This window comes from Klebsiella sp. B345 (assembly GCF_051131735.1).
GTDB lineage: Bacteria > Pseudomonadota > Gammaproteobacteria > Enterobacterales > Enterobacteriaceae > Klebsiella.
Window position 1 is genome coordinate 976,192 of sequence record NZ_CP180443.1, and the last position, 19,289, is coordinate 995,480.

16 protein-coding genes are annotated in these 19,289 nt (G+C 54.6%); 6 read left to right on the plus strand and 10 right to left on the minus strand.

Annotation, left to right across the window (positions count from 1 at the left end):
• Positions 1-73 precede the first annotated feature (73 nt).
• From tdcG to tdcA, 7 genes are all read right to left on the minus strand, one after another.
• Positions 74-1,438 (minus strand): L-serine ammonia-lyase, encoded by a 1,365-nt coding sequence (gene tdcG, locus ACMYSO_RS04585; protein WP_434669507.1) that lies wholly within the window; start codon positions 1,436-1,438, stop codon positions 74-76.
• A gap of 88 nt (positions 1,439-1,526) precedes the next feature.
• Positions 1,527-1,916 carry an enamine/imine deaminase gene (locus ACMYSO_RS04590; RefSeq protein WP_434669509.1) on the minus strand — a complete coding sequence of 130 codons (390 nt, stop codon included), beginning with the start codon at positions 1,914-1,916 and terminating at the stop codon, positions 1,527-1,529.
• Between the two features lie 13 nt (positions 1,917-1,929).
• On the minus strand, positions 1,930-4,224 hold the full coding sequence (pflB, locus tag ACMYSO_RS04595) for a formate C-acetyltransferase (RefSeq protein WP_434669510.1): 2,295 nt from the start codon (positions 4,222-4,224) through the stop codon (positions 1,930-1,932).
• 32 nt (positions 4,225-4,256) lie between these two features.
• Positions 4,257-5,465: a propionate kinase gene (gene tdcD, locus ACMYSO_RS04600; protein ID WP_434669511.1), complete on the minus strand. Its 1,209-nt coding sequence runs from the start codon at positions 5,463-5,465 to the stop codon at positions 4,257-4,259.
• Positions 5,466-5,493: 28 nt separating this feature from the next.
• Positions 5,494-6,825 (minus strand): threonine/serine transporter TdcC, encoded by a 1,332-nt coding sequence (gene tdcC / locus ACMYSO_RS04605; protein ID WP_123754815.1) that lies wholly within the window; start codon positions 6,823-6,825, stop codon positions 5,494-5,496.
• Positions 6,826-6,969: 144 nt separating this feature from the next.
• Positions 6,970-7,959, minus strand: coding sequence for a bifunctional threonine ammonia-lyase/L-serine ammonia-lyase TdcB (gene tdcB, locus ACMYSO_RS04610; RefSeq protein ID WP_123754816.1), 990 nt, complete (start codon positions 7,957-7,959; stop codon positions 6,970-6,972).
• Positions 7,960-8,132: 173 nt separating this feature from the next.
• Positions 8,133-9,071, minus strand: a complete 939-nt coding sequence (gene tdcA, locus ACMYSO_RS04615) for a transcriptional regulator TdcA (protein ID WP_434584225.1) — start codon at positions 9,069-9,071, stop codon at positions 8,133-8,135.
• Positions 9,072-9,922: 851 nt separating this feature from the next.
• Between tdcA and ACMYSO_RS04620 the strand changes: the two genes are divergently transcribed.
• From ACMYSO_RS04620 to ACMYSO_RS04640, 5 genes are read left to right on the plus strand one after another with little or no spacing between them, the layout of a single operon-like run.
• Positions 9,923-11,011: an ABC transporter ATP-binding protein gene (locus ACMYSO_RS04620; RefSeq protein WP_434669512.1), complete on the plus strand. Its 1,089-nt coding sequence runs from the start codon at positions 9,923-9,925 to the stop codon at positions 11,009-11,011.
• Positions 11,004-11,633: an ABC transporter permease gene (locus ACMYSO_RS04625; RefSeq protein ID WP_434669513.1), complete on the plus strand. Its 630-nt coding sequence runs from the start codon at positions 11,004-11,006 to the stop codon at positions 11,631-11,633. Before ACMYSO_RS04620 ends, ACMYSO_RS04625 begins: the two co-directional genes overlap by 8 nt.
• Complete coding sequence (locus ACMYSO_RS04630) at positions 11,633-12,301, plus strand: ABC transporter permease (protein WP_434669514.1); 669 nt, start codon at positions 11,633-11,635, stop codon at positions 12,299-12,301. Before ACMYSO_RS04625 ends, ACMYSO_RS04630 begins: the two co-directional genes overlap by 1 nt.
• A 55-nt stretch (positions 12,302-12,356) precedes the next feature.
• The gene (locus ACMYSO_RS04635) at positions 12,357-13,256 is read left to right on the plus strand and encodes an ABC transporter substrate-binding protein (protein ID WP_434669516.1); all 900 of its coding nucleotides are present in this window, start codon (positions 12,357-12,359) and stop codon (positions 13,254-13,256) included.
• A gap of 42 nt (positions 13,257-13,298) precedes the next feature.
• Positions 13,299-14,651, plus strand: coding sequence for an LLM class flavin-dependent oxidoreductase (locus ACMYSO_RS04640; RefSeq protein WP_434669518.1), 1,353 nt, complete (start codon positions 13,299-13,301; stop codon positions 14,649-14,651).
• A gap of 34 nt (positions 14,652-14,685) precedes the next feature.
• On the opposite strand, the gene ACMYSO_RS04645 is transcribed toward ACMYSO_RS04640, so the two are convergent.
• The 3 genes from ACMYSO_RS04645 to ACMYSO_RS04655 all read right to left on the minus strand — a co-directional run bounded on the left by ACMYSO_RS04645 (position 14,686) and on the right by ACMYSO_RS04655 (position 17,827).
• A complete protein-coding gene (locus tag ACMYSO_RS04645; protein WP_434669519.1) occupies positions 14,686-15,477 on the minus strand; it encodes a phosphate/phosphite/phosphonate ABC transporter substrate-binding protein in 792 nt (263 codons plus the stop codon).
• Positions 15,467-16,453, minus strand: a complete 987-nt coding sequence (locus ACMYSO_RS04650) for a fatty acid desaturase (RefSeq protein ID WP_434669520.1) — start codon at positions 16,451-16,453, stop codon at positions 15,467-15,469. The genes ACMYSO_RS04645 and ACMYSO_RS04650 overlap by 11 nt, the downstream gene beginning before the upstream one ends.
• 201 nt (positions 16,454-16,654) lie before the next feature.
• On the minus strand, positions 16,655-17,827 hold the full coding sequence (locus ACMYSO_RS04655; RefSeq protein WP_434669521.1) for an ROK family transcriptional regulator: 1,173 nt from the start codon (positions 17,825-17,827) through the stop codon (positions 16,655-16,657).
• Positions 17,828-18,037: 210 nt separating this feature from the next.
• On the opposite strand from ACMYSO_RS04655, the gene ACMYSO_RS04660 reads away from it, so the two are divergent.
• Positions 18,038-19,285: an extracellular solute-binding protein gene (locus ACMYSO_RS04660; RefSeq protein WP_434669522.1), complete on the plus strand. Its 1,248-nt coding sequence runs from the start codon at positions 18,038-18,040 to the stop codon at positions 19,283-19,285.
• Positions 19,286-19,289: the final 4 nt, after the last annotated feature.

Consider the following 19,289-nt stretch of genomic DNA (forward strand, 5'->3'; position numbering starts at 1 on the left):
CCACCAGGCCTGAGCCTGTCGGCATCGTCCATAAGGGGGCGGCTTCTGTGCGAACCGCCCCCATCAAAGACGCTTAAACGCAGAGCACTTTTATCGCCAGCCCGCCGCGGGATGTCTCCCGGTACTTATCATTCATATCCTTGCCGGTCTCGTACATGGTTTCGATCACCTTATCTAACGAGACATGCGGTTCGGAGGTGCGGCGCAGCGCCATTCGTGCGGCATTGACGGCTTTGACCGCATTGATAGCATTACGCTCAATACAAGGGATCTGCACCTGCCCGGCAACCGGGTCGCAGGTCAGGCCGAGGTTATGCTCCATGGCAATTTCCGCGGCATTGCAGACCTGCGCCGGACTGCCGCCCAGCAGTTCGGTCAGGCCAGCGGCCGCCATCGAACAGGCCACGCCAATTTCCCCCTGACACCCCACTTCGGCCCCGGAAATAGAAGCATTCATTTTGTACAACGCGCCAATGGCACCCGCCGCCAGCAGATAGCGCGCCAGCGAACTGGTGTTAACCGGACGACGGAATTTATCGTAATAGGCCAGCACCGCCGGGATAATTCCGCAGGCGCCGTTGGTCGGCGCGGTCACCACCCGGCCACCGGCGGCGTTCTCTTCGCTGACCGCGAGGGCGAACATGTTGATCCAGTCAATGACGTTCATCGGATCGCTGGAGAGGCTGTCGCTGGAGACCAGCCGCCGCCGCAACGCCGCGGCACGACGCGGCACATTTAGTGGACCGGGCAGCACGCCTTCCGTGTGCATGCCACGCTCAATACCATCCCACATCACCGCATGGATGTGCTGTAGCCCGGCGTCGATCTCCGCCTTGCTGCGCATGGCCAGCTCGTTTTGCATCATCAGTCCGGAGACCGACAGGCCGTTGTGCTGGCACAGATGCAGCAGTTCACTGGCCGATCGGAATTCAAACGGCACCTGGATGGCGGCATCGCAGCGCTGTTCGGTCTCCCCTTCGGCAACGATAAAACCGCCCCCAACCGAGTAATAGGTCTGGCTGGCCCACGGGCCGGAGTGGCTCCATGCGGTGATCCGCAGACCGTTTTCGTGATACGCCAGGGTGTGGGAGTGGAACAGCATATCGTTAGCCATCTGAAAATCGACGCTCTGCGCGCCGTTGGCGAGCGGCAAACGCCCGCTCTGCATAACCTGTTGAATAAAAGCCGGAATCGCGTCGATGTCGACATGTTGCGGGCTGTTGCCCGCCAGTCCCAGAAGAATAGCGACATCGGTCGCATGGCCCTTGCCGGTCGACGACAACGAGCCATACAGATCGACCACAATACGGGTGATGTGGACCAGTTCGCCCTGAGTCACCAACTGGTCGATAAAACGTTTCCCGGCATTCATCGGCCCCACGGTATGTGAACTGGAAGGGCCGATTCCCGGTTTGAAAATATCGAATGCGCTAATCATATTTACCGCCTCGGATTACCGTTCAGAGAAGAGCGCGGGTCACGCTCCGTGCGGCGGCACGGGAAGAACCCGCCCCGCCGCCGTTGCCTCAGAGGTCGCGGATCGCGATAGCTTCAATCTCCAGCTTCACGTCCTTCGGCAGGCGAGCCACCTGAACGCAGCTGCGCGCCGGATAGGTCGCCTGATGTTCGTCAAAGAACTGCTGATAGACCTGGTTGATGGTGGCGAAATCGTTAAGGTCGGTAATAAAAACCGTGGTCTTGACGATACTGCCGACCGTTAACCCTGCCGCCGTGACAATAGCTTTCACGTTTTCCAGGCTCTGACGCGCCTGGTCGGCCACGTTGTCCGCAATAGTGCCGGTTCGTGGGCAGACCGGGATCTGCCCCGATGTCAGCACCTGCGTGCCGAGGTCAACGCCCTGAACATAAGGCCCGATGGCTCCCGGCGCATCCTGGGTTGCGATTATCTTTCTCATGATTCCTCCGGCGTTATAGCGCCTGGGTAAAGGTACGGGAGATGACATCCTGCTGCTGTTCACGGGTCAGCGCGTTGAAACGCACCGCGTAGCCAGAGACGCGAATGGTCAGGTTCGGGTAATTTTCCGGATGTTCGATGGCATCCAGCAGCATCTCCCGGTTCATCACGTTGACGTTAAGGTGCTGCCCGCCTTCAACGTGAGCCTCATGGTGGAAGTAGCCGTCAAGCAGCCCCACCAGGTTGGTTTTACGTACCGTCTCCTCTTTGCCCAGCGCCGCAGGCACGATAGAAAAGGTGTAAGAGATGCCGTCTTTGGCGTAGGTAAACGGCAGCTTAGCGACCGAGGTTAATGACGCCACAGCCCCTTTGCGGTCACGCCCGTGCATCGGGTTAGCTCCTGGGGCAAACGGCGTCCCGCCGCGGCGACCATCCGGAGTATTGCCGGTCTTCTGGCCATACACCACGTTGGAGGTGATAGTCAGGATAGACTGGGTCGGTACGGCGTTACGGTAGGTCGGCAGCACTTTGATTTTCTTCATAAAGCGCTCAACCAGATCGCAGGCGATGCTGTCGACCCGCTGGTCATTATTGCCATACTGCGGATAGTCGCCTTCGATAACAAAATCGACCGCCAGGCCGTTATGGTCGCGGACCGGTTTCACCTTCGCGTACTTAATAGCCGATAGCGAATCCGCCGCCACCGACAGACCGGCCATGCCGCAGGCCATGGTGCGATAGACGTCACGGTCGTGCAGCGCCATCAGTGAGGCTTCATAGCTGTACTTGTCATGCATGTAGTGGATGATGTTCAGCGCGCTGATGTACTGCACCGCCAGCCAGTCCATAAAGTGGTCGAGGCTCTCCATCACCGTGTCGTAATCGAGCACTTCATCCAGCAGCGGCGCGGTTTTCGGCCCTACCTGAATCTTGAGTTTCTCATCCACGCCGCCATTGATTGCGTACAGCAGCGTTTTAGCCAGATTGGCGCGGGCGCCGAAGAACTGCATCTGTTTGCCGATAATCATCGGGCTGACGCAGCAGGCGATGGCGTAATCGTCGCTGTTAAAATCGGTGCGCATCAAATCGTCGTTCTCATACTGCAGCGATGAGGTAACGATCGAGACCTGAGCCGCGTACTTTTTGAAGGCAATCGGCAGCGCTTCGGACCACAGCACCGTGAGGTTTGGCTCCGGGGCTGGGCCCATGGTGTGCAGGGTATGCAGGTAGCGATAGGCATTTTTGGTGACCAGGGTACGCCCGTCCAGCCCCATGCCGCCGATGACTTCGGTGGCCCAGATCGGGTCGCCAGAAAACAGCGTGTCGAACTCCGGCGTACGCAAGAAGCGCACCATGCGGATCTTCATAATGAAGTGGTCGATCAGCTCCTGGGCCTGCTGCTCGGTGAGGTGACCACGGTTGAGGTCACGTTCAATATAGATATCAAGGAAGGTAGCGGTACGCCCCAGCGACATGGCGCCGCCATTTTGTGATTTCACCGCCGCCAGGTAGGCAAAATAGACCCACTGCACCGCTTCCTGGGCCGTGGATGCCGGACGGGAAATATCGCAGCCATATTTCGCCGCCATCTCCTGCATCTGCAACAGCGCACGGCGGTGTTCCGCCAGCTCCTCGCGCAGACGTATCGTCGCTTCCAGATTCTGCCCGTACTCAAGGTTGGATTGCAGGTCGGCAAACTGCAGTTCACGCTCGCGTACCAGATAGCGAATGCCGTACAGCGCCACGCGACGGTAGTCGCCAATAATCCGCCCCCGGCCATAACCGTCCGGCAGACCGGTCAGTACCCCGGATTTACGGCAGCGCAGCATATCCGGCGAGTAGGCATCAAATACCCCCTGATTGTGCGTTTTACGCAGGTCGGTGAACAGGTACTCAAAGTGCGGGTCCATTTCACGACCATAAGCCTCAAACGAGCTTTTGATCATGTTGATGCCGCCGAACGGGTGCAGCGCGCGTTTAAGCGGTTTATCGGTCTGTAGCCCGACAATTTTTTCCAGCGCCGGGTCAATGTAGCCGGCATCATGTGCGGTAATCGAGGTCGCGATATTGCTATCGAAATCGACCGGTGCATGGGTCGCATTTTCAATATGAATCCCCGTCATCACTTTGCCCCACAGCGCGGTAGTTGCTGGCGTGGCTTCGGTCAGAAAAGATTCATCCCCTTCATATGGCGTATAGTTGTGCTGAATAAACTCGCGGACATTAATTTCTTCTTTCCAGTCCGTACCGTGAAAACCTTGCCACGCGTCGGCATACAGCCTGTCGCTGGTATCGATATTTACCTTCATGAAAAATCATCTCTCTACAGAACAAAAATGAATTAAGCACATTCCACTTGCGCGTGAATTGCCCCTAAATGAATGGCATCGAGGGCAATCATTTTCTCTTCGTTGGTGGGAATAACGGCGCAGCTGACCCGGGTGTCTGGTGCGGAAATAATTCTTTCACCACGGGAATTCGGCAGGTTATTCATTTCCACATCCAGGGTCACCCCCAGTACCGCTAAATGGTCAATCACCAGCCGGCGAATTAATAATGAGTTCTCACCGATACCGCCGGTGAAAATAATCGCGTCCAGGCGCTGGAGCGAGGCCGCATGTCCGGCAATATGGCGGGCGATGCGATGGACAAAGGTTTTAATCGCCAGCCGGGCGCGTTCATGCCCCGCGTGCCAGGCTTTCTCCAGCACCCGCAGGTCTGATGAAAGGCCGGAGATCCCCAGCAACCCGGATTCCTTATTGACCACTCGTTCGAGGTCGCTCAGGGTCTGCTGGGTTTCGCTGGCAATCCACGCCAGCGCGCCGAAGTCGACATCGCCGCTGCGGGTGCCCATCATCAACCCTTCCAGCGGCGTCATCCCCATGGAGGTATCGACGCTTTGCCCGTTGCGCACGGCGCAAACCGAGGCGCCATTACCCAGATGGGCGATTACCAGCCCGGAATCGTCTTCATCCAGTGCCAGCAGGTCGTGCGCGCGCTGAGCAACATAGCGATGCGAGGTCCCATGGAACCCATAGCGGCGCACGCCAAGTTCCTCATAATATTTCCACGGCAGCCCGTAGAGATAAGCTTCCGGCGCCAGGGTCTGGTGGAAGCTGGTATCAAACACGGCCACCTGTCTGACGCCGGGGAACAGGTGTTGCGCCGACGTAATACCGCTGAGATTAGCGTAATTATGCAGCGGGGCTAATGGCGATACCCGGCGGATATTATCGATAACCTCATCGGTAATAATGACCGACTCCGTAAAGATATTTCCGCCGTGCGCAATACGGTGACCAATTAACGCCACGCTGTCGATTAACTCACGTTTTTCTAGTTCAAAGGCGATGGCCTTTAATGCGCCTTCGTAGCTATGCTGCGCCAGTTTAACTGGCGCGCCGTCATTAATGGCTAAAAATGCATTCTCAGAATTAATCCCATCGGCAATACCGGCCATTAAAACATCACAGCTCATTGCATCAAGGACTGAAAATTTAATTGAAGACGATCCGCAGTTAATGACCAGTACTACCGGGAATTCATTCATATATTGACTCCGCTCATCCTGAGCTTAATTAAAACAGTTTGTAGACGATATTCAGAATGGTCAGCAGACCCACGACGGTGACGAAGACGTTATCGAGGCGGCCACGGTATTTCGCCAGTGACGGTGCTTTACGGATGGCATACATTGGTAACAGGCACAGCAGCGAGGCAATAATCGGCGCGCCCATCGCTTCAATCAGGTCGAGGATATTGGGGTTCGCATAAGCCACCACCCAGGTGGAGCCCATAATGAAAACCATGCTGATGGTATTCAGTTTGCTTGTGGAGACCTTGGTTTTGTCACCCTTATAACCGAACTTCAGTACCAGGCCGTTCAGTCCTTCCAGGGTGCCGAGATAGTGGCCGAAGAAGGATTTGAAAATGGCCACCAGCGCGATAATCGACGCCCCGTACTCGAGTACCGTGGCAAATGACGATTTACTGCCGGTCATGGAGGCAAAGTGGTTTGCCAGGTAAGAGAGCACCGGGATGTTCTGCGCTTTCGCGTCCGCCATGTTTTCCGGCGACAGCGTAAAGAGGCAACTGAAGGCAAAGAACATCACCACGGCAACCATCAGCATACTGGCGCGAGAGATGATTTTTGAACACTTACGCTCGGTGTAGTCGCGGCCAAACTCCTTTTCATACTCTTCGCGTTTGGAGACCACGAACGAGGAGACAATTGGCGAGAAGTTAAAGGAGAAGACCATAATGGAGATCCCCAGCCATACGGTCACCAGGATGCCATCGTGACCGGTCAGGGCGATATCGCTGAGATTGACCTGATCGATAACCGCAGAGTTCCAGTAAGGGATCAGCGACAGCGAAATCAGTACCAGACTGGCGATAAACGGGAACACCAGGAAGCTCATCACTTTCACCATCAGGTCCTTGCCGAACCAGATGACAAAGGCCATCAGCAGCAGCAGGAACAGCGCCACAAGACCACGATTAAGCGCCGGCATCTGCAGCTGGTTTTCCCAGAAGGTCATAAAGGTGTTGGTAATGGTGACGCCATAAATCCACAGCAACGGGCAGATGGCGAAGAAGTACAGCAGCGTGATCACCACCCCACCGGTCTTACCAAAATGCTCTTCTACCGTCTCGGTGATGTTACCGGACGGGTTCGAACCGGACAGACACAGGCGCGCCAGCGCCCGGTGGCAATAAAAGGCAATCGGGTAGGCTAAGACCAGCATCAGTAAGATGGGGATCAGGCCGCCAAAGCCGGCGCGAATGGGGAAGAAGAGCACCCCGGCGCCGATGGCGGTCCCGAACAGGCCCAGGGTCCACGTGGTATCCGATTTACGCCACGATGATTCTCTTGTCTCGCTGGATATAATGCTATCGGTAGTACTCATATCCTGTCCTCACATAAGATTAAGCGTCAACTAAACCCGTCATCCTTCAAGTTGCTTGGGTGTTGGCTGCACCCGTTCACCCCAGTCACTTACCTGAGTAAGCTCCTGGGGATTTACGGCCTTGCCGCCTACAAGCAACTCGAATTATTTAGGGTATAAACCAGTAATTTGCGAAACACGTGAAAGGTCGATATTGCCACCAGAAATAATGCTGACCGTTTTACGGTTCTGGATATAGCTATCTAACTTCCCGCTCAATAATGCTGCGCAGGCCAGGGCGCCGGCGCCTTCAGTAATCACTTTATTGCGCTGAATTAAGGCAATCATGCTGTTGCGAATTTCATCTTCACTGACCAGCACAATATCGTCGACCAGCTCGCGGACGATTTCGTAGGTCAGATTGCCAGGGCGTGAAACATCGCAGCCGTCGGCTAATGTGCCGGTATTCCGATGCGACGTAATTGCGCCAGCATAATAAGAGGCGGCCATCCCGTGGACGTTTTCCGACTGCACGCCAATAATACGAATGGTGGGGTTAATGGATTTAATCGCCACCGCGATGCCGGCAATCAAACCGCCGCCGCCGATGGGTACAATAACGTTGTCGACGTCATACAGGTCTTCCATTATTTCCAGGCCGATGGTGCCCTGACCAGCAATGACTTTCGGGTCGTCATAAGGCGGAATAAAAATACGCCCTTCCATTTCGACAATTTCACTCACTTTGGCGATGGTGTCATTGAAGTTGTCGCCGTGGAGAATCACTTCAGCCGAGTAATCGCAGGTGGCGGCAACCTTCGATTTCGGCGCCCCTTTCGGCATCACTACCTTGCCATCAATGCCCAGCATGGCGCAGGAGAGCGATACGCCCTGCGCATGATTGCCGGCAGAACAGGCGACTACGCCCTTGCGTTTTTCCGCTTCGCTGAGCGAACTCAGTTTGTTAAATGCACCGCGGATCTTAAACGAGCCGGTACGCTGCATATTTTCAAATTTGAGGAATATTTCACCTTTGCAACGCTCGCTAAAATAATTAGAACGCGGCATGCCTGTTTTATAAATTTTACCCGCCAGTCTTTTTTTCGCTTCGAGGATATCTTCAATGGCAACCGGGAGATCGTATGTAATGTGCATTAGAGCCTCTTAACCTTGGTATAAAATAATAAAAATGACGCTCAACCCGTAATTGCGGCGTAGAAATCCCCTCCGCCATTATGGATCGAATATTTAACCGTAAAGTTCACCGTAACCACCGACTGAATATCAGCCGATGTTCTGAATGTTAATAATCAGAATAGAAAATTCATTTAATCAACAGTTATTAATTGTCTCTTCCTACAGCCAGTAAATGCCGAATACTCTTTTGCTAATTCCACCAACACCGAGGCGGCATTTTTTATACGATAATTCTTCGACCAGATTGCGGCATAACGGGCAACCGGTAATGCTTCGCTAATCGGAATGGTAATAAACTGACTGGAGCCAAACGGTGTGGTCATATCGCAGGGAATGACCGTCAGGAAATCAGCATTGAGAACAAGATTATAAATGGTGACGACCGAGTCGGTTTTAACGATGTTTTCACTGTTGATGCCGCTGCGCTGGAGGGTGGTGAGGAGTTCACTGTAGTAACCCATATTGGTTTGCGGCAACACCCACTGTTCGTCCTGCAACGACGCCAGCGTGGTGGTGCCGCTGCATGTTCGGGACTTATTGGCCACCAGCACAAACTCGGATTCAAACAACGGTTCCACATGGAGGTCGTGTAGTTTCATTTCGTCGCTCAACGTACCGATGGCGAAGTCGAGACGGCCGTCGCGGATCGCCGGGAGAAACGAGGAGAGTTGCGCTTCGTACATTGAGACCTGAGCTTTAGGAAACACCTTTTTGAACTTATGGATCATGTCAGACATAAAGGTGAAGCCAATCAGCGACGGAAAACCGAAAGAGACATCGACCACCGTGTTGCAGGTCATGCTGTGCATCTCATTGACCATATTTTTCATTTCACGGGTGATCGATTCAGACCACGACAGCAGCACTTGTCCGGTATTGGTCAAGGTGACGCCGGTATTTTTTCGCACCACTAATTCGGTCCCGAAATAGGCTTCGATATCATTAATTATCTTACTGACGGCAGGTTGCGTTAATCCTAATTCTTTTGCTGCTGAGCCGATGGAGCCACTTCTGATGACTTCCTGGAAAACCACCAGATGCTGTGTTTTTGGCAGAGTAATCGTATTCATAGCAACCTGCTTCCATTATTTTCTCGACGCGGTGAAGTGTACCAAATGGCGATCCGATGGTTATGTGAGAACACTCACAAACGCCCCCTTCACGTATTTTACAGCTCACAATCTATGACAATAAAAGCATATAAATCAATAAATTAACATCATTAAAGTCCATTCCGACATGACTTTTATCAAGAATATATGCGGGGATAAAAATATTTTATGGTGATAACAAAGGTTAATTTTTAATCTGTTTTCGTGGGTATTAAGACTGATATTTAACCATTAGCCGTATAATTATTCGTCGCCGTCGTCATTAAACTGTTAATGTAATTAATAAAATATTATGACAAATAACAGCAAACAGAGTTTAAAAACTGTAAGGGGTCACACTTTTTACCCCCGGTTGTTTGTAAAAAACTATTTTATTCATTATCACGCAATATTTAAGACACAATAACCCAGCATTTACTTAACATTTTTATCTCTGCATTATGGCCATAATGCAGCAGGTAATTTTTTGATTAAAATCAAATGCAATTTTTCATGCGATCAAACAAAACCATGACAGCCATTTGTGCTGCTTATCACAATTTAGCAAATCGATATTCGGCTGGCCGGTCTGGCAGAGAGAAAAATGACCGTCGTGCGGCCATTCGCGCAGGGCGGCAGGACAAAAATATCGCTATTGGCTTTATACCAGATCAACCCGCATTCCTTCGCTTCAAGAATTGTTCAGATTCCGACTATGCAAATGCAAATAACGTATTTGCCCTGCCTGAAACCTCTCGGTAGTTTGTAAGGTGTCAACTCCGCGATGAAAGCCACAAACCACCTATAAATTCAGAGTGTTACAACACCAGATGATCAGATTAGAAAATATTCACAAGACCTATTCGGGCAGCGCACATGCGGCAATACGCGGCCTTAACCTGGTTATTAATAGCGGTGAACTCTGTACTTTCGTCGGCCCCAGCGGCTGTGGCAAAACGACAATACTGCGCATGATTAATCAGCTCGATAAACCGGATTCCGGCAACGTGTATGTGCAGGGGGTGAACATCGCGCTGGCTGATATTATTCAGGTCCGCCGTAACATTGGCTTTGTGATGCAAAGCGCCGCCCTCTTTCCCCACCGGACGGCGGCACAAAATATCGCTACGGTCCCGCGATTACTTGGCTGGCACAAATCACACATTCGCGCACGTATTGATGAACTGGTCGACCTGATGTCGCTGGATCGTCATCTGTTGACACGCTATCCACACCAACTCTCTGGCGGGCAACAGGGACGTGTAGCCATCGCCCGGGCGTTAGCTGCCGACCCGTCGATTCTGTTGATGGACGAACCCTTTGCCGCCATTGACCCGGTGGTGCGCGAACGCTTGCAGGATGAACTGTTGCTGCTACAGCAACGCCTGCATAAGACCATTGTGGTGGTCACACACGACATTAATGAGGCCATCCGCCTGGGCGATAAAATCGCTATTTTCCAGGAGGGTGGCGTGCTGGCGCAGTGCGATACGCCAGAGCAGATTCTGGCACACCCGGCCAGCGAGTTTGTGCAGCGTTTTATTGGTCCCGAACCGAATCTTAAGCGCCTCGGGATGCTCCAGGTCGGTCAGCTACCGCGACACGATGTGCCGCTGCTGGATGAAGGTTTGTCACCGATTGCCAGTGCACACCCAACGGTCGCCAGCCCGCTGCGGCTGGTGCTGGATCAACAGCATCGTCCTCTGCACTGGTTTGATCCCGATAAGCGCATTACGTTGCCGATAGCCCAGCCGCTTTCGGCCCTGAACTCTTTGCGTTTTGCCTACAGCGCCCTGCTGGATGCGCCAGGCGGCGTGCTGGTCCACGTAGATAGCAACGGGCAGTACCAGGGCAGTATCTCGCATATTCTGCTGCGCAATGTGCTGGACGGCGACGTGGAGATTCGCCGCTATGATTGACTGGTCGTGGATTTATGCCAACAAAATCCTGATTGGCGAGCTGCTATGGCAGCATACGCAGCTGGTCGGCATCTCGCTGTTATTTGGCACCTTGTTAACGGGCGCATTCATGGTGCTCACGCTACGCTGGCCAATCACCACGCAACCGTTGATTTATCTTTGCGGAGTTATTTTTACGATCCCATCGCTGGCGTTATTTATTCTCTTATTACCTTTTACCGGCTTGTCGCTCACGACGTCAGTCATTGGTTTAACGGTTTACTCGCTGTTGATCCTGTTACGTAACGTCATTGCCGGCATCGAAAAGCTGCCCGTCGCCGTGCTGGAATCAGCCCGCGCGCTCGGCTACACCCGCGGGTATCGTTTTATTGATATTGAGCTGCACCTGCTGGTGCCCTCGCTGTTTGCCGGGCTGCGGATTGCCTCGGTGACACTGGTCGGACTGGTGACCGTGACCGCCCTGATTGGCCAGGGCGGGCTGGGGCAACTGCTGCTGGCAGGATTTAATCAGGATTTTCTGACGCCTATTATTGCCAGCGTGGTATTAAGCCTCATGCTGTCATTTTTACTGGACTCCCTGATAGCCCATGTCGGCTATTGGCTCACGCCCTGGACACGCTAATGGATATATTACTGGCGACCCTCCGCTGGCTTTCCCAACCCGAACACTGGCTCGGCGATACGGGCATATTACTGCGCCTACGTGAGCATCTTTATTATGTCCTGATTAGCATAACGCTGTCATCGGCCATTGCCCTGCCGCTGGGTATTGCGCTCGGTTATTGGCGCAAAGGGGCGTTTATCGTTATTAATCTGTTTAATATTGGTCGTGCCATCCCATCATTAGGTCTCATTTTATTATGCATTATTGTGTTTGGCTTTAATGATATTCCGGTTTTTGCGGCGCTGGTGGCGATGTCGATCCCGCCGATCCTGACCAATGCCTGGGTCGGTATTTATCATGCCGACCGCCCGCTCTGCGATGCCGCCACCGCGTTGGGAATGACGCCATGGCAAAGCCTGTGGCAGCTGCGCATCCCGCTGGCCGCACCGCTGATTATCGCCGGGATACGTACCGCGCTGGTCCAGCTTATCGCCACCGCCGTTGTCGCCGCCTATGCTGGCCTTGGCGGCCTGGGTCGTTTCCTGATTGACGGGCTTGGGCAACGCGATTTCCCGCAGGTTATTGCCGGGTCGCTGGTGGTCTCGCTGCTGGCTATCGGCAGTGAATTATGTTTTTCCTGTTTCACCCGAAAATATCGCCGTACCACGCTCGTAGCCGAGCATTAAGAGCCTAATAGAATAGGCCCTGACTCCACCAATCATCTGCATATAAAGAGGCATTATGAAGCATATATTAGGGTTTTCTGTTAACACCCGCCGGTGGCGCTTATCGATTCTTACCGCGGGATTACTGAGTCTTAGTTTCAGTACTCTGGCAGAAAGCGTCACCATCGGGGGCGCTAATTTCACGGAGAGTTCTATTCTCGCGAATATATATGCCAGCGCGCTCAAGAAAAATAATATTGAGGTAAAAACACGACTGAATCTTGGCAACCGCGAAATCATCCTGCCCGCATTAAAGAGCGGTGAAATCGATATCGTGCCGGAATATCTCGGCGCCCTGCTCAACTATTATGACGGGAAAACCCAGGCCACCAGCCAGAGTGATGTCAGCGCCGAACTGGCGAAGGTATTGCCTGCCGACTTCACGCTACTCACCCCCTCTCCGGCCACATCGATTACCGCCTGGGCGGTACGCGCTGAGACGGCGAAGAAATACAACCTGACGACCTTGTCCGATCTTCAACCAATTGCCCATCAGCTAACTATCGGCGGACCGCCGGAGCTGGCGGTCCGTGCCCTCGGGCTTCCGGGACTTAAACGGGTCTACGGCCTGGAGTTTAAGGCGGTGAAGTCGCTTGATATGGGGGGCCCCTTGACCCGCCTGGCGCTGAATTCCGGCAAGATCGATGTTGCCACGGTTGTCTCGACCCAAGGTAACCTGGCAAAAGAAGATTGGGTGGTATTAGCCGATGACAAGCATGAGCAGCCCAGCCAGAACGTCGTGCCGCTGGTGCGCAAAGCCAGCCTTTCCACCAACGTCAGTAGCATTCTTAATCAGGTCTCCTCCCGGCTTGATAATGCGGCGCTGATCGCGCTGAACCAACAGGTTGATTTGCAGCACAAAGACCCGGCAACCGTTGCCGAACAGTGGGTTAATGCCAATCTGCCAGGCCACTAATCATCACGGCCAGGGAGTGGCTATCAGCAAAAGAGCATGACGATGTCTAAAGATCATATCATTTTGAACCTGTTCTTCTTTAATCCCCAGGGCGATTACCGCTTCTCCTGGCGCCACCCACAAGCCCCGACAACAGAAATTTTCAGCCTGGACTACTATGTCGGGCTGGCTAAAAAAGCCGAGGCGGCCACGTTAGATGCCATTTTTGTTGCCGACCATATTGCTATCTGGGATAAGGTGCCCAGCGGCCTGACCCATTACGCCAACGCGCGCCTCGAGCCCATTACATTACTCAGTGCGCTGGCGGCCGTCACCGAACATATTGGCCTGATGGGCACGGCGTCCACCTCCTATAGCGAACCCTATAACCTTGCTCGTTATTTTGCGTCACTCGATTTTCTGAGCAAGGGCCGGGCGAGCTGGAACGTCGTCACCTCGTGGCTTGAGGAAGAAGCCGCCAACTTTGGTCTCGACCAGTTGCCACAGCACGGCAACCGCTATCGACGAGCCGGTGAATTTATTGATGTCGTCACCCGGCTTTGGGACTCATGGGAGCAGGATGCGGTGCTGTACAACAAAGCGAGCGGCCTGTTTGCCGATAAACAAAAAGTACATCATCTCGATCATCGCGGTGAGTATTTTAGCGTTCGCGGGCCGCTGAACCTGCCGCGTCCACCGCAGGGCCATCCGGTACTGGTGCAGGCGGGATCATCAGAAGCGGGGAAAGATCTGGCGGCGACGTGGTCAGATATGCACTTCGTGTTTATTCAGTCCATCGAAGAGGGGCTGAGCTATCGCGAGGAGATGAATCAACGGTTGCGGGCTAAAGGACGTGATCCGGCGCATTTTAAGATCATCGCAGGCGTGCTGCCGGTGGTGGTAAATTCTGATGCGGAAAAAACGGAGCGCCAGCAGCTTAACAACCGTCTGATGAGCGATCGCATGGCTATCGATCTGCTCTCTTCATACCTGCGCATGGATCTCTCGAACCACGCGGTCGACCAGCCGCTACCGCCGCTGCCGGACGAAGAGACCTTCGACGGGATCCGCACCGCGTTGCGGCTGATCCGCCATTACGATCCGTCACTGACCATCCTGGAACTGGGTCGTTTACTGCTGCAAAGCTCCGATAGCTGGCTGTTGATTGGCAGTGCGGAGGAGATCGCCAGCGCGCTGACCGAGACCTGGCGCGCCGGTGCTGCCGATGGGTTTAATCTGATGTTCCCGTTATTACCGGGGGATTTCGATCGTTTTGTCGAGCAGGTTGTGCCGATTCTGCAACACAGCGGCGTTATGAGAACGAGCTATCCGCCGGGTACGCTACGGGAAAAGCTGGGCTTACCGCCAGCGGAAAACCGCTTTGCCCATCACCCACCACCGGCAGATGCGCGCTAATCCCAATGCCGGAGAAGCCCGCTTCTCCGGCCACTTACAATTGGGTTACCCCTTTCAGTCGCGCCTCTTCCCGCCACGCCAGCAGCCGGGTATACGGCGCCCGGGTCAACGGGCTAAACCCACAGATAAACTGCGCGTTGCAGCGCTCACGATACTGCGGGTCGCTGACCAGCTGTTGCAACGCCGATCTCAACCCCGCCAGGGTCTCCGCTGACGTGCGCGGCCCGGTGATAAGCGGTAGCCCTGGCGCCAGTGGACTGTGGTCAATTACGCACAACCCCTCCAGTACCGCGGGTTCATGACGGGCCAACAGCGCCCAGCTAATGCAATCAATGGCGGCAATATCCCCCACGCCTTGTTGCAAATCGACAAGTGATTGCCGATGACTGCCGCTGAAAATGACGTCGCCAAAAAAATGCCCGCGGCGGGCAAGCGGCGCGACCATCTTCAGCAGCACATTGTAGCCAGACTGCGAATCGGGGGAATTACAGACCGCCCGCCGTCCGTAAAAATCGGCCAGTTGCCGTGCGCTATCCGCCGCACGCGTTACCAGCAGACTACGGTATTCGATCCCTTCGCAACCGGGCGCCGAGTAGTGAAAGCACCCCACCGTCTGCACGTCAGGCAGCAGAGTCACCAGCGGATAGCCGCAGGTCTGGCTTAGCAACAGATCCGGTTGGCACCATCGGGAGAGTAAATCTGTTGAGATTGACGCCAGGCTCGTGGCGATGCCTCTGGTCAGCAGAAGTTCTCGTACCGCCGCCTCCAGCGCCTGATTCTCCTGTAGGTGAATGGCATACATCGGTAAGTCCACACTATGGTGCATCGTTTTCCCCGTCTTGCTGACTGTTTCTGACGCCGGGATGCGCATTGACATCCACCGCATTGAAGAGAAAGGCGCGCAGCCATTCCCCATAACCGCGCACCAGAAATCCCTGGTTACGCTGCTGGTAGCGCTCGCGTTCAAGCAGGTAGATTTTTCGCAAACCGTACCACGGAACACCGGGCAGATCATGATGGACAGAGTGATAGTTCAGATTAAGAAACAGCACGCGCCACAACAGGCCTGCCTCGTTGATGACTGAGCGGGCCAGCGGGTCATCTGCGGCCCGGTGCTCGAGGAAGGAACGAATTTTGGTCAGTGCCAGCGCCGGATAGCTGACCGCAACCACAAAATAGAGTGGCGAAAAACCACAGTGCGCGATCCACGTCAGCAGGCCGGCCAGCAATCCGACGTGAATCAGCCACATCGCCATCGCTTTGCCTTGCCGATAGCGAAACGCGTTCACCGCGCTGGCGAGCGTCTGCCCGATATCCAACAGCGGGGCCAGCAGCAGCCGGCCAATAAAGGTATTGCGCAGATGAATCACCTTACGCTGCCAGGGCGAGAAACGCCGCCAGCTCTCGTCGGTAAAATAGTAGGATTCGGGGTCGTCTACCGGCAACGTCAGGCGATCGTTATGGTGATGTGCCAGATGGGAATCCCGATAAAGGCCATAGGGATACCACACTGCCAGCGGCAACGTGCCCAGCAGTTGATTACACCACGCCCGGTTGGTGGGATGACCGTGAATCAGCTCATGCTGTAGCGACATATACCAGGCGGTAAACCAGATAAGCAGCACCGTCGCCGGGAAAATCCCCAGCGTCTGCCAGTACGCCAGGGTCATAAACCAGCCGCCGTAGACCACAATAATTAATAACCAGGTGGGTAATTCACTGCGCCATAGCCAGCCACGGGACAGCTGGTGGAGAAGCGCACGTTGCTGTGGATGCAGATACATCGACGTTTTTTTTGTCATGACTACCGGGACTCTTTGTGCGTGACTTTTACCCCCCGACGATGTGAGAAATCAAAGAAAATAACAAAGAATTTAAATCACTTAGCTTTTCCAGAAACGGAATATCAGGTGCCAGACACGTCGTGTGATACGCACAGTATGTCACCAGGTTCCACCGCCCGAATTGCCCGACGTGGCCCGCGTTATCCGGGACACGCGGACCTACTTCATCAGGGCCTGAAACTGAGGGTTAAACTCGTCAAAAATCGGTAGCGCGGCTGCACCGAGGGCGGCGGTATCGGTCCCCGTCATCCCCATTTTGACGCGCATCGCTGGAAGATAACGCCCGCGTACCGACTGATACAGCGGTGGCAAACGAGCCAGCACTTTCTCCAGCAGCGGCGCGGGCATCATGCCTCCCACCACCACCGTTTCGGCATCGAACACGCACTCCAGCAGATTGATAGCTTGACGCAGCGAAGGCAGCGCCGTGTCAATCCAGCGATCGAACCGCGCAGCGTCTACCGCCAGCAGGTCCTCGGGCAGAGCCCGGTAAGGATCGAGCCCGCAAAATTCATAGGCGGCCTGCAGTGAAACATAACGCTCCAGACACCCTTCGTTACCGCAGTAACAGGGGCGCCCGCCCGGATGTACCACAATGTGCCCGACCTCCCCGGCGTTATGTGCATGCCCGGTATAGATGTGGCCGTCGGTAAAAATCCCGGCCCCCAGACCGGTACCGATATACAGATAGACGAAGGAGTTAAGCTGGCGGGCCACCCCGTGAAAACGCTCGCCGATGGCCGCCACCGTCGCGTCGTTCTCCAGCGTTACCGGCAGGCCGCTTATGCGCGCCAGTTCTGCCGCCACATCGACGCCCTCCCAGCCATTGAGCGTAGTTGGCCCGGTTGAAGAAATCCCTTCCACACCAAACGGCCCCGGCATCACCACTCCAATGCCCAGCACCCTGCTCCATTCAAGCCCGGGCAGCGTTTTCATCTCCTGCAGCACCTCCTCTATGCGGGCAAAGGTGGCACCAGGTTGGGGCTTTTGCACCAGGATGAGCCGGCGAAAATGCACTTCGCCGGTCAGATCGACCAGCACAATAATCAGCGTCTGATGATCGAGATGAATCCCGATCGACCAGGCGCTGGCAGGGTTGAGGCTCACCGGTACTGCCGGTTGCCCACGGCCGACCGGCCGCCGCGGTTCATGGCTGGTGAGGATCGCCATTTGCTGCAGCTCAGCGACAATATTGGAGACAGTTTGCGGCGTCAGCGCGGTTAATCGCGCCAGTTCCGCCCGGGTTAATGTTCCGTGCAGGCGCACAGCTTCAATCACCACCCGGCGGTTATGAACACGCGCATGTTCAAGGTTCGTTCCCGAGGTTTTCATTTCGTTCCTTCCTGTCGCATCATGCTGCAATTTTAGCCAGCGTCACAATTCCCGCAACGAGATTCTCAACCGGCCTTTCGGGTGGCATAAGCTTTGCTACGCTTAGCCTAAGGGCCAGCAATGATGTTGATGCCGTATTGTCGCCCCGATTAAATCAATCAAATTGATTTAATAAATCATATTCCTCTTTTCAGTACAGCGGAGAGCAACATGAACCACCACAGCGCATTTCGGGTTAAAGCCGGTCTGTTGGCGATGCTAGTCATCAGCGGGAGTGCGGCAGCAGCCGCGACTCAGGTTAACGCCCTGTTTATGACCCAGGCGGCGTACAGCGAAAACGACATTCGTGCGATGACCGCCGACTTCGAAAAACAAAACCCGGATATTAAAATCAACCTCGAGTTTGTCCCGTACGAAGCACTGCATGACAAAATCGTCGCCGCACGCGGCGCCGGTGCGAATGGCTACGACGTGGTGCTGTTCGATGCTATCTGGCCTGCCGAATTCAGCCATTTCGATCTGCTGCAGGATGTCTCTGCGCGCATTCCCGCCGAGGAGCGGCAAAAAGTTTTCCCCGGCGCAATGAATACCGTGGTCTACAAAGGCAAAACGCTCGGAATGCCGTGGATCCTCGATACCAAATATCTGTATTACAACAAAGCCATGCTGGAAAAAGCCGGCATCAAGCAGGTACCCACCACCTGGCAACAGGTACTGGATGATGCCAAAATCATCAAAGACAAAGGTATCGTGAAATACCCGTTGGTGTGGAGCTGGTCACAGGCTGAAGCGCTGGTGTGCGACTACACCACGCTGGTCTCCGGGTTTGGCGGGCAGTTCTATCAAAACGGCAAGCTCGATTTCTCCACCCCGGCCTCGTTGAAAGCGGTCACGCTGATGAAAAGTTCGCTGGATGACGGGTTGAGTAACCCGGCTTCTCGCGAATACCTGGAAGAAGATGTGCGTAAGGCCTTCTCCAACGGTGACGCGGCGTTCGCACTGAACTGGACCTATATGTACAACATGGCCAACGATCCGAAACAGAGTAAGGTCGCGGGCGACGTTGGTATTATTCCGGCACCAGGCGATACGCCGGATAAACCGGGCGCGGTAAATGGTTCGATGGGCTTAGGTATCGCCAAAGCCAGCCAGCATCCGCAACAGGCGTGGCAATATATTCAGTATCTGACCTCCCAGCCGGTACAGGATAAATACGCCAAACTGAGCCTGCCGGTGTGGAAATCCTCCTATCAGGACCCGGCCGTTGCCAAAGGCCAGGAGAGCCTGCTCGCCGCGGCGGATAAATCACTGAACGTCATGCTCTCGCGCCCGGAAACGGCAGACTACTCGCGGCTCTCTAACACCTTGCAGCAGCAGCTCCAGGCCGTACTGCAAGGTAAGACTGCGCCGGATGCCGCCATGCAAGCCGTCGATCAAAGCGCGGCGCGCCTGCGTTAAGGAG

Excerpts from the sequence above, each read along its gene's own strand:
- ACMYSO_RS04640 (WP_434669518.1), top strand. The coding sequence starts at position 13,299 with ATGTCTAAAGATCATATCATTTTGAACCTGTTCTTCTTTAATCCCCAG.
- ACMYSO_RS04645 (WP_434669519.1), bottom strand. The coding sequence starts at position 15,477 with ATGCACCATAGTGTGGACTTACCGATGTATGCCATTCACCTACAGGAG.
- tdcA (WP_434584225.1), bottom strand. The coding sequence starts at position 9,071 with ATGAATACGATTACTCTGCCAAAAACACAGCATCTGGTGGTTTTCCAG.
- ACMYSO_RS04635 (WP_434669516.1), top strand. The coding sequence starts at position 12,357 with ATGAAGCATATATTAGGGTTTTCTGTTAACACCCGCCGGTGGCGCTTA.
- ACMYSO_RS04625 (WP_434669513.1), top strand. The coding sequence starts at position 11,004 with ATGATTGACTGGTCGTGGATTTATGCCAACAAAATCCTGATTGGCGAG.
- ACMYSO_RS04655 (WP_434669521.1), bottom strand. The coding sequence starts at position 17,827 with ATGAAAACCTCGGGAACGAACCTTGAACATGCGCGTGTTCATAACCGC.
- ACMYSO_RS04660 (WP_434669522.1), top strand. The coding sequence starts at position 18,038 with ATGAACCACCACAGCGCATTTCGGGTTAAAGCCGGTCTGTTGGCGATG.
- pflB (WP_434669510.1), bottom strand. The coding sequence starts at position 4,224 with ATGAAGGTAAATATCGATACCAGCGACAGGCTGTATGCCGACGCGTGG.
- tdcC (WP_123754815.1), bottom strand. The coding sequence starts at position 6,825 with ATGAGTACTACCGATAGCATTATATCCAGCGAGACAAGAGAATCATCG.
- tdcB (WP_123754816.1), bottom strand. The coding sequence starts at position 7,959 with ATGCACATTACATACGATCTCCCGGTTGCCATTGAAGATATCCTCGAA.
- ACMYSO_RS04590 (WP_434669509.1), bottom strand. The coding sequence starts at position 1,916 with ATGAGAAAGATAATCGCAACCCAGGATGCGCCGGGAGCCATCGGGCCT.
- tdcD (WP_434669511.1), bottom strand. The coding sequence starts at position 5,465 with ATGAATGAATTCCCGGTAGTACTGGTCATTAACTGCGGATCGTCTTCA.
- tdcG (WP_434669507.1), bottom strand. The coding sequence starts at position 1,438 with ATGATTAGCGCATTCGATATTTTCAAACCGGGAATCGGCCCTTCCAGT.
- ACMYSO_RS04650 (WP_434669520.1), bottom strand. The coding sequence starts at position 16,453 with ATGACAAAAAAAACGTCGATGTATCTGCATCCACAGCAACGTGCGCTT.
- ACMYSO_RS04620 (WP_434669512.1), top strand. The coding sequence starts at position 9,923 with ATGATCAGATTAGAAAATATTCACAAGACCTATTCGGGCAGCGCACAT.
- ACMYSO_RS04630 (WP_434669514.1), top strand. The coding sequence starts at position 11,633 with ATGGATATATTACTGGCGACCCTCCGCTGGCTTTCCCAACCCGAACAC.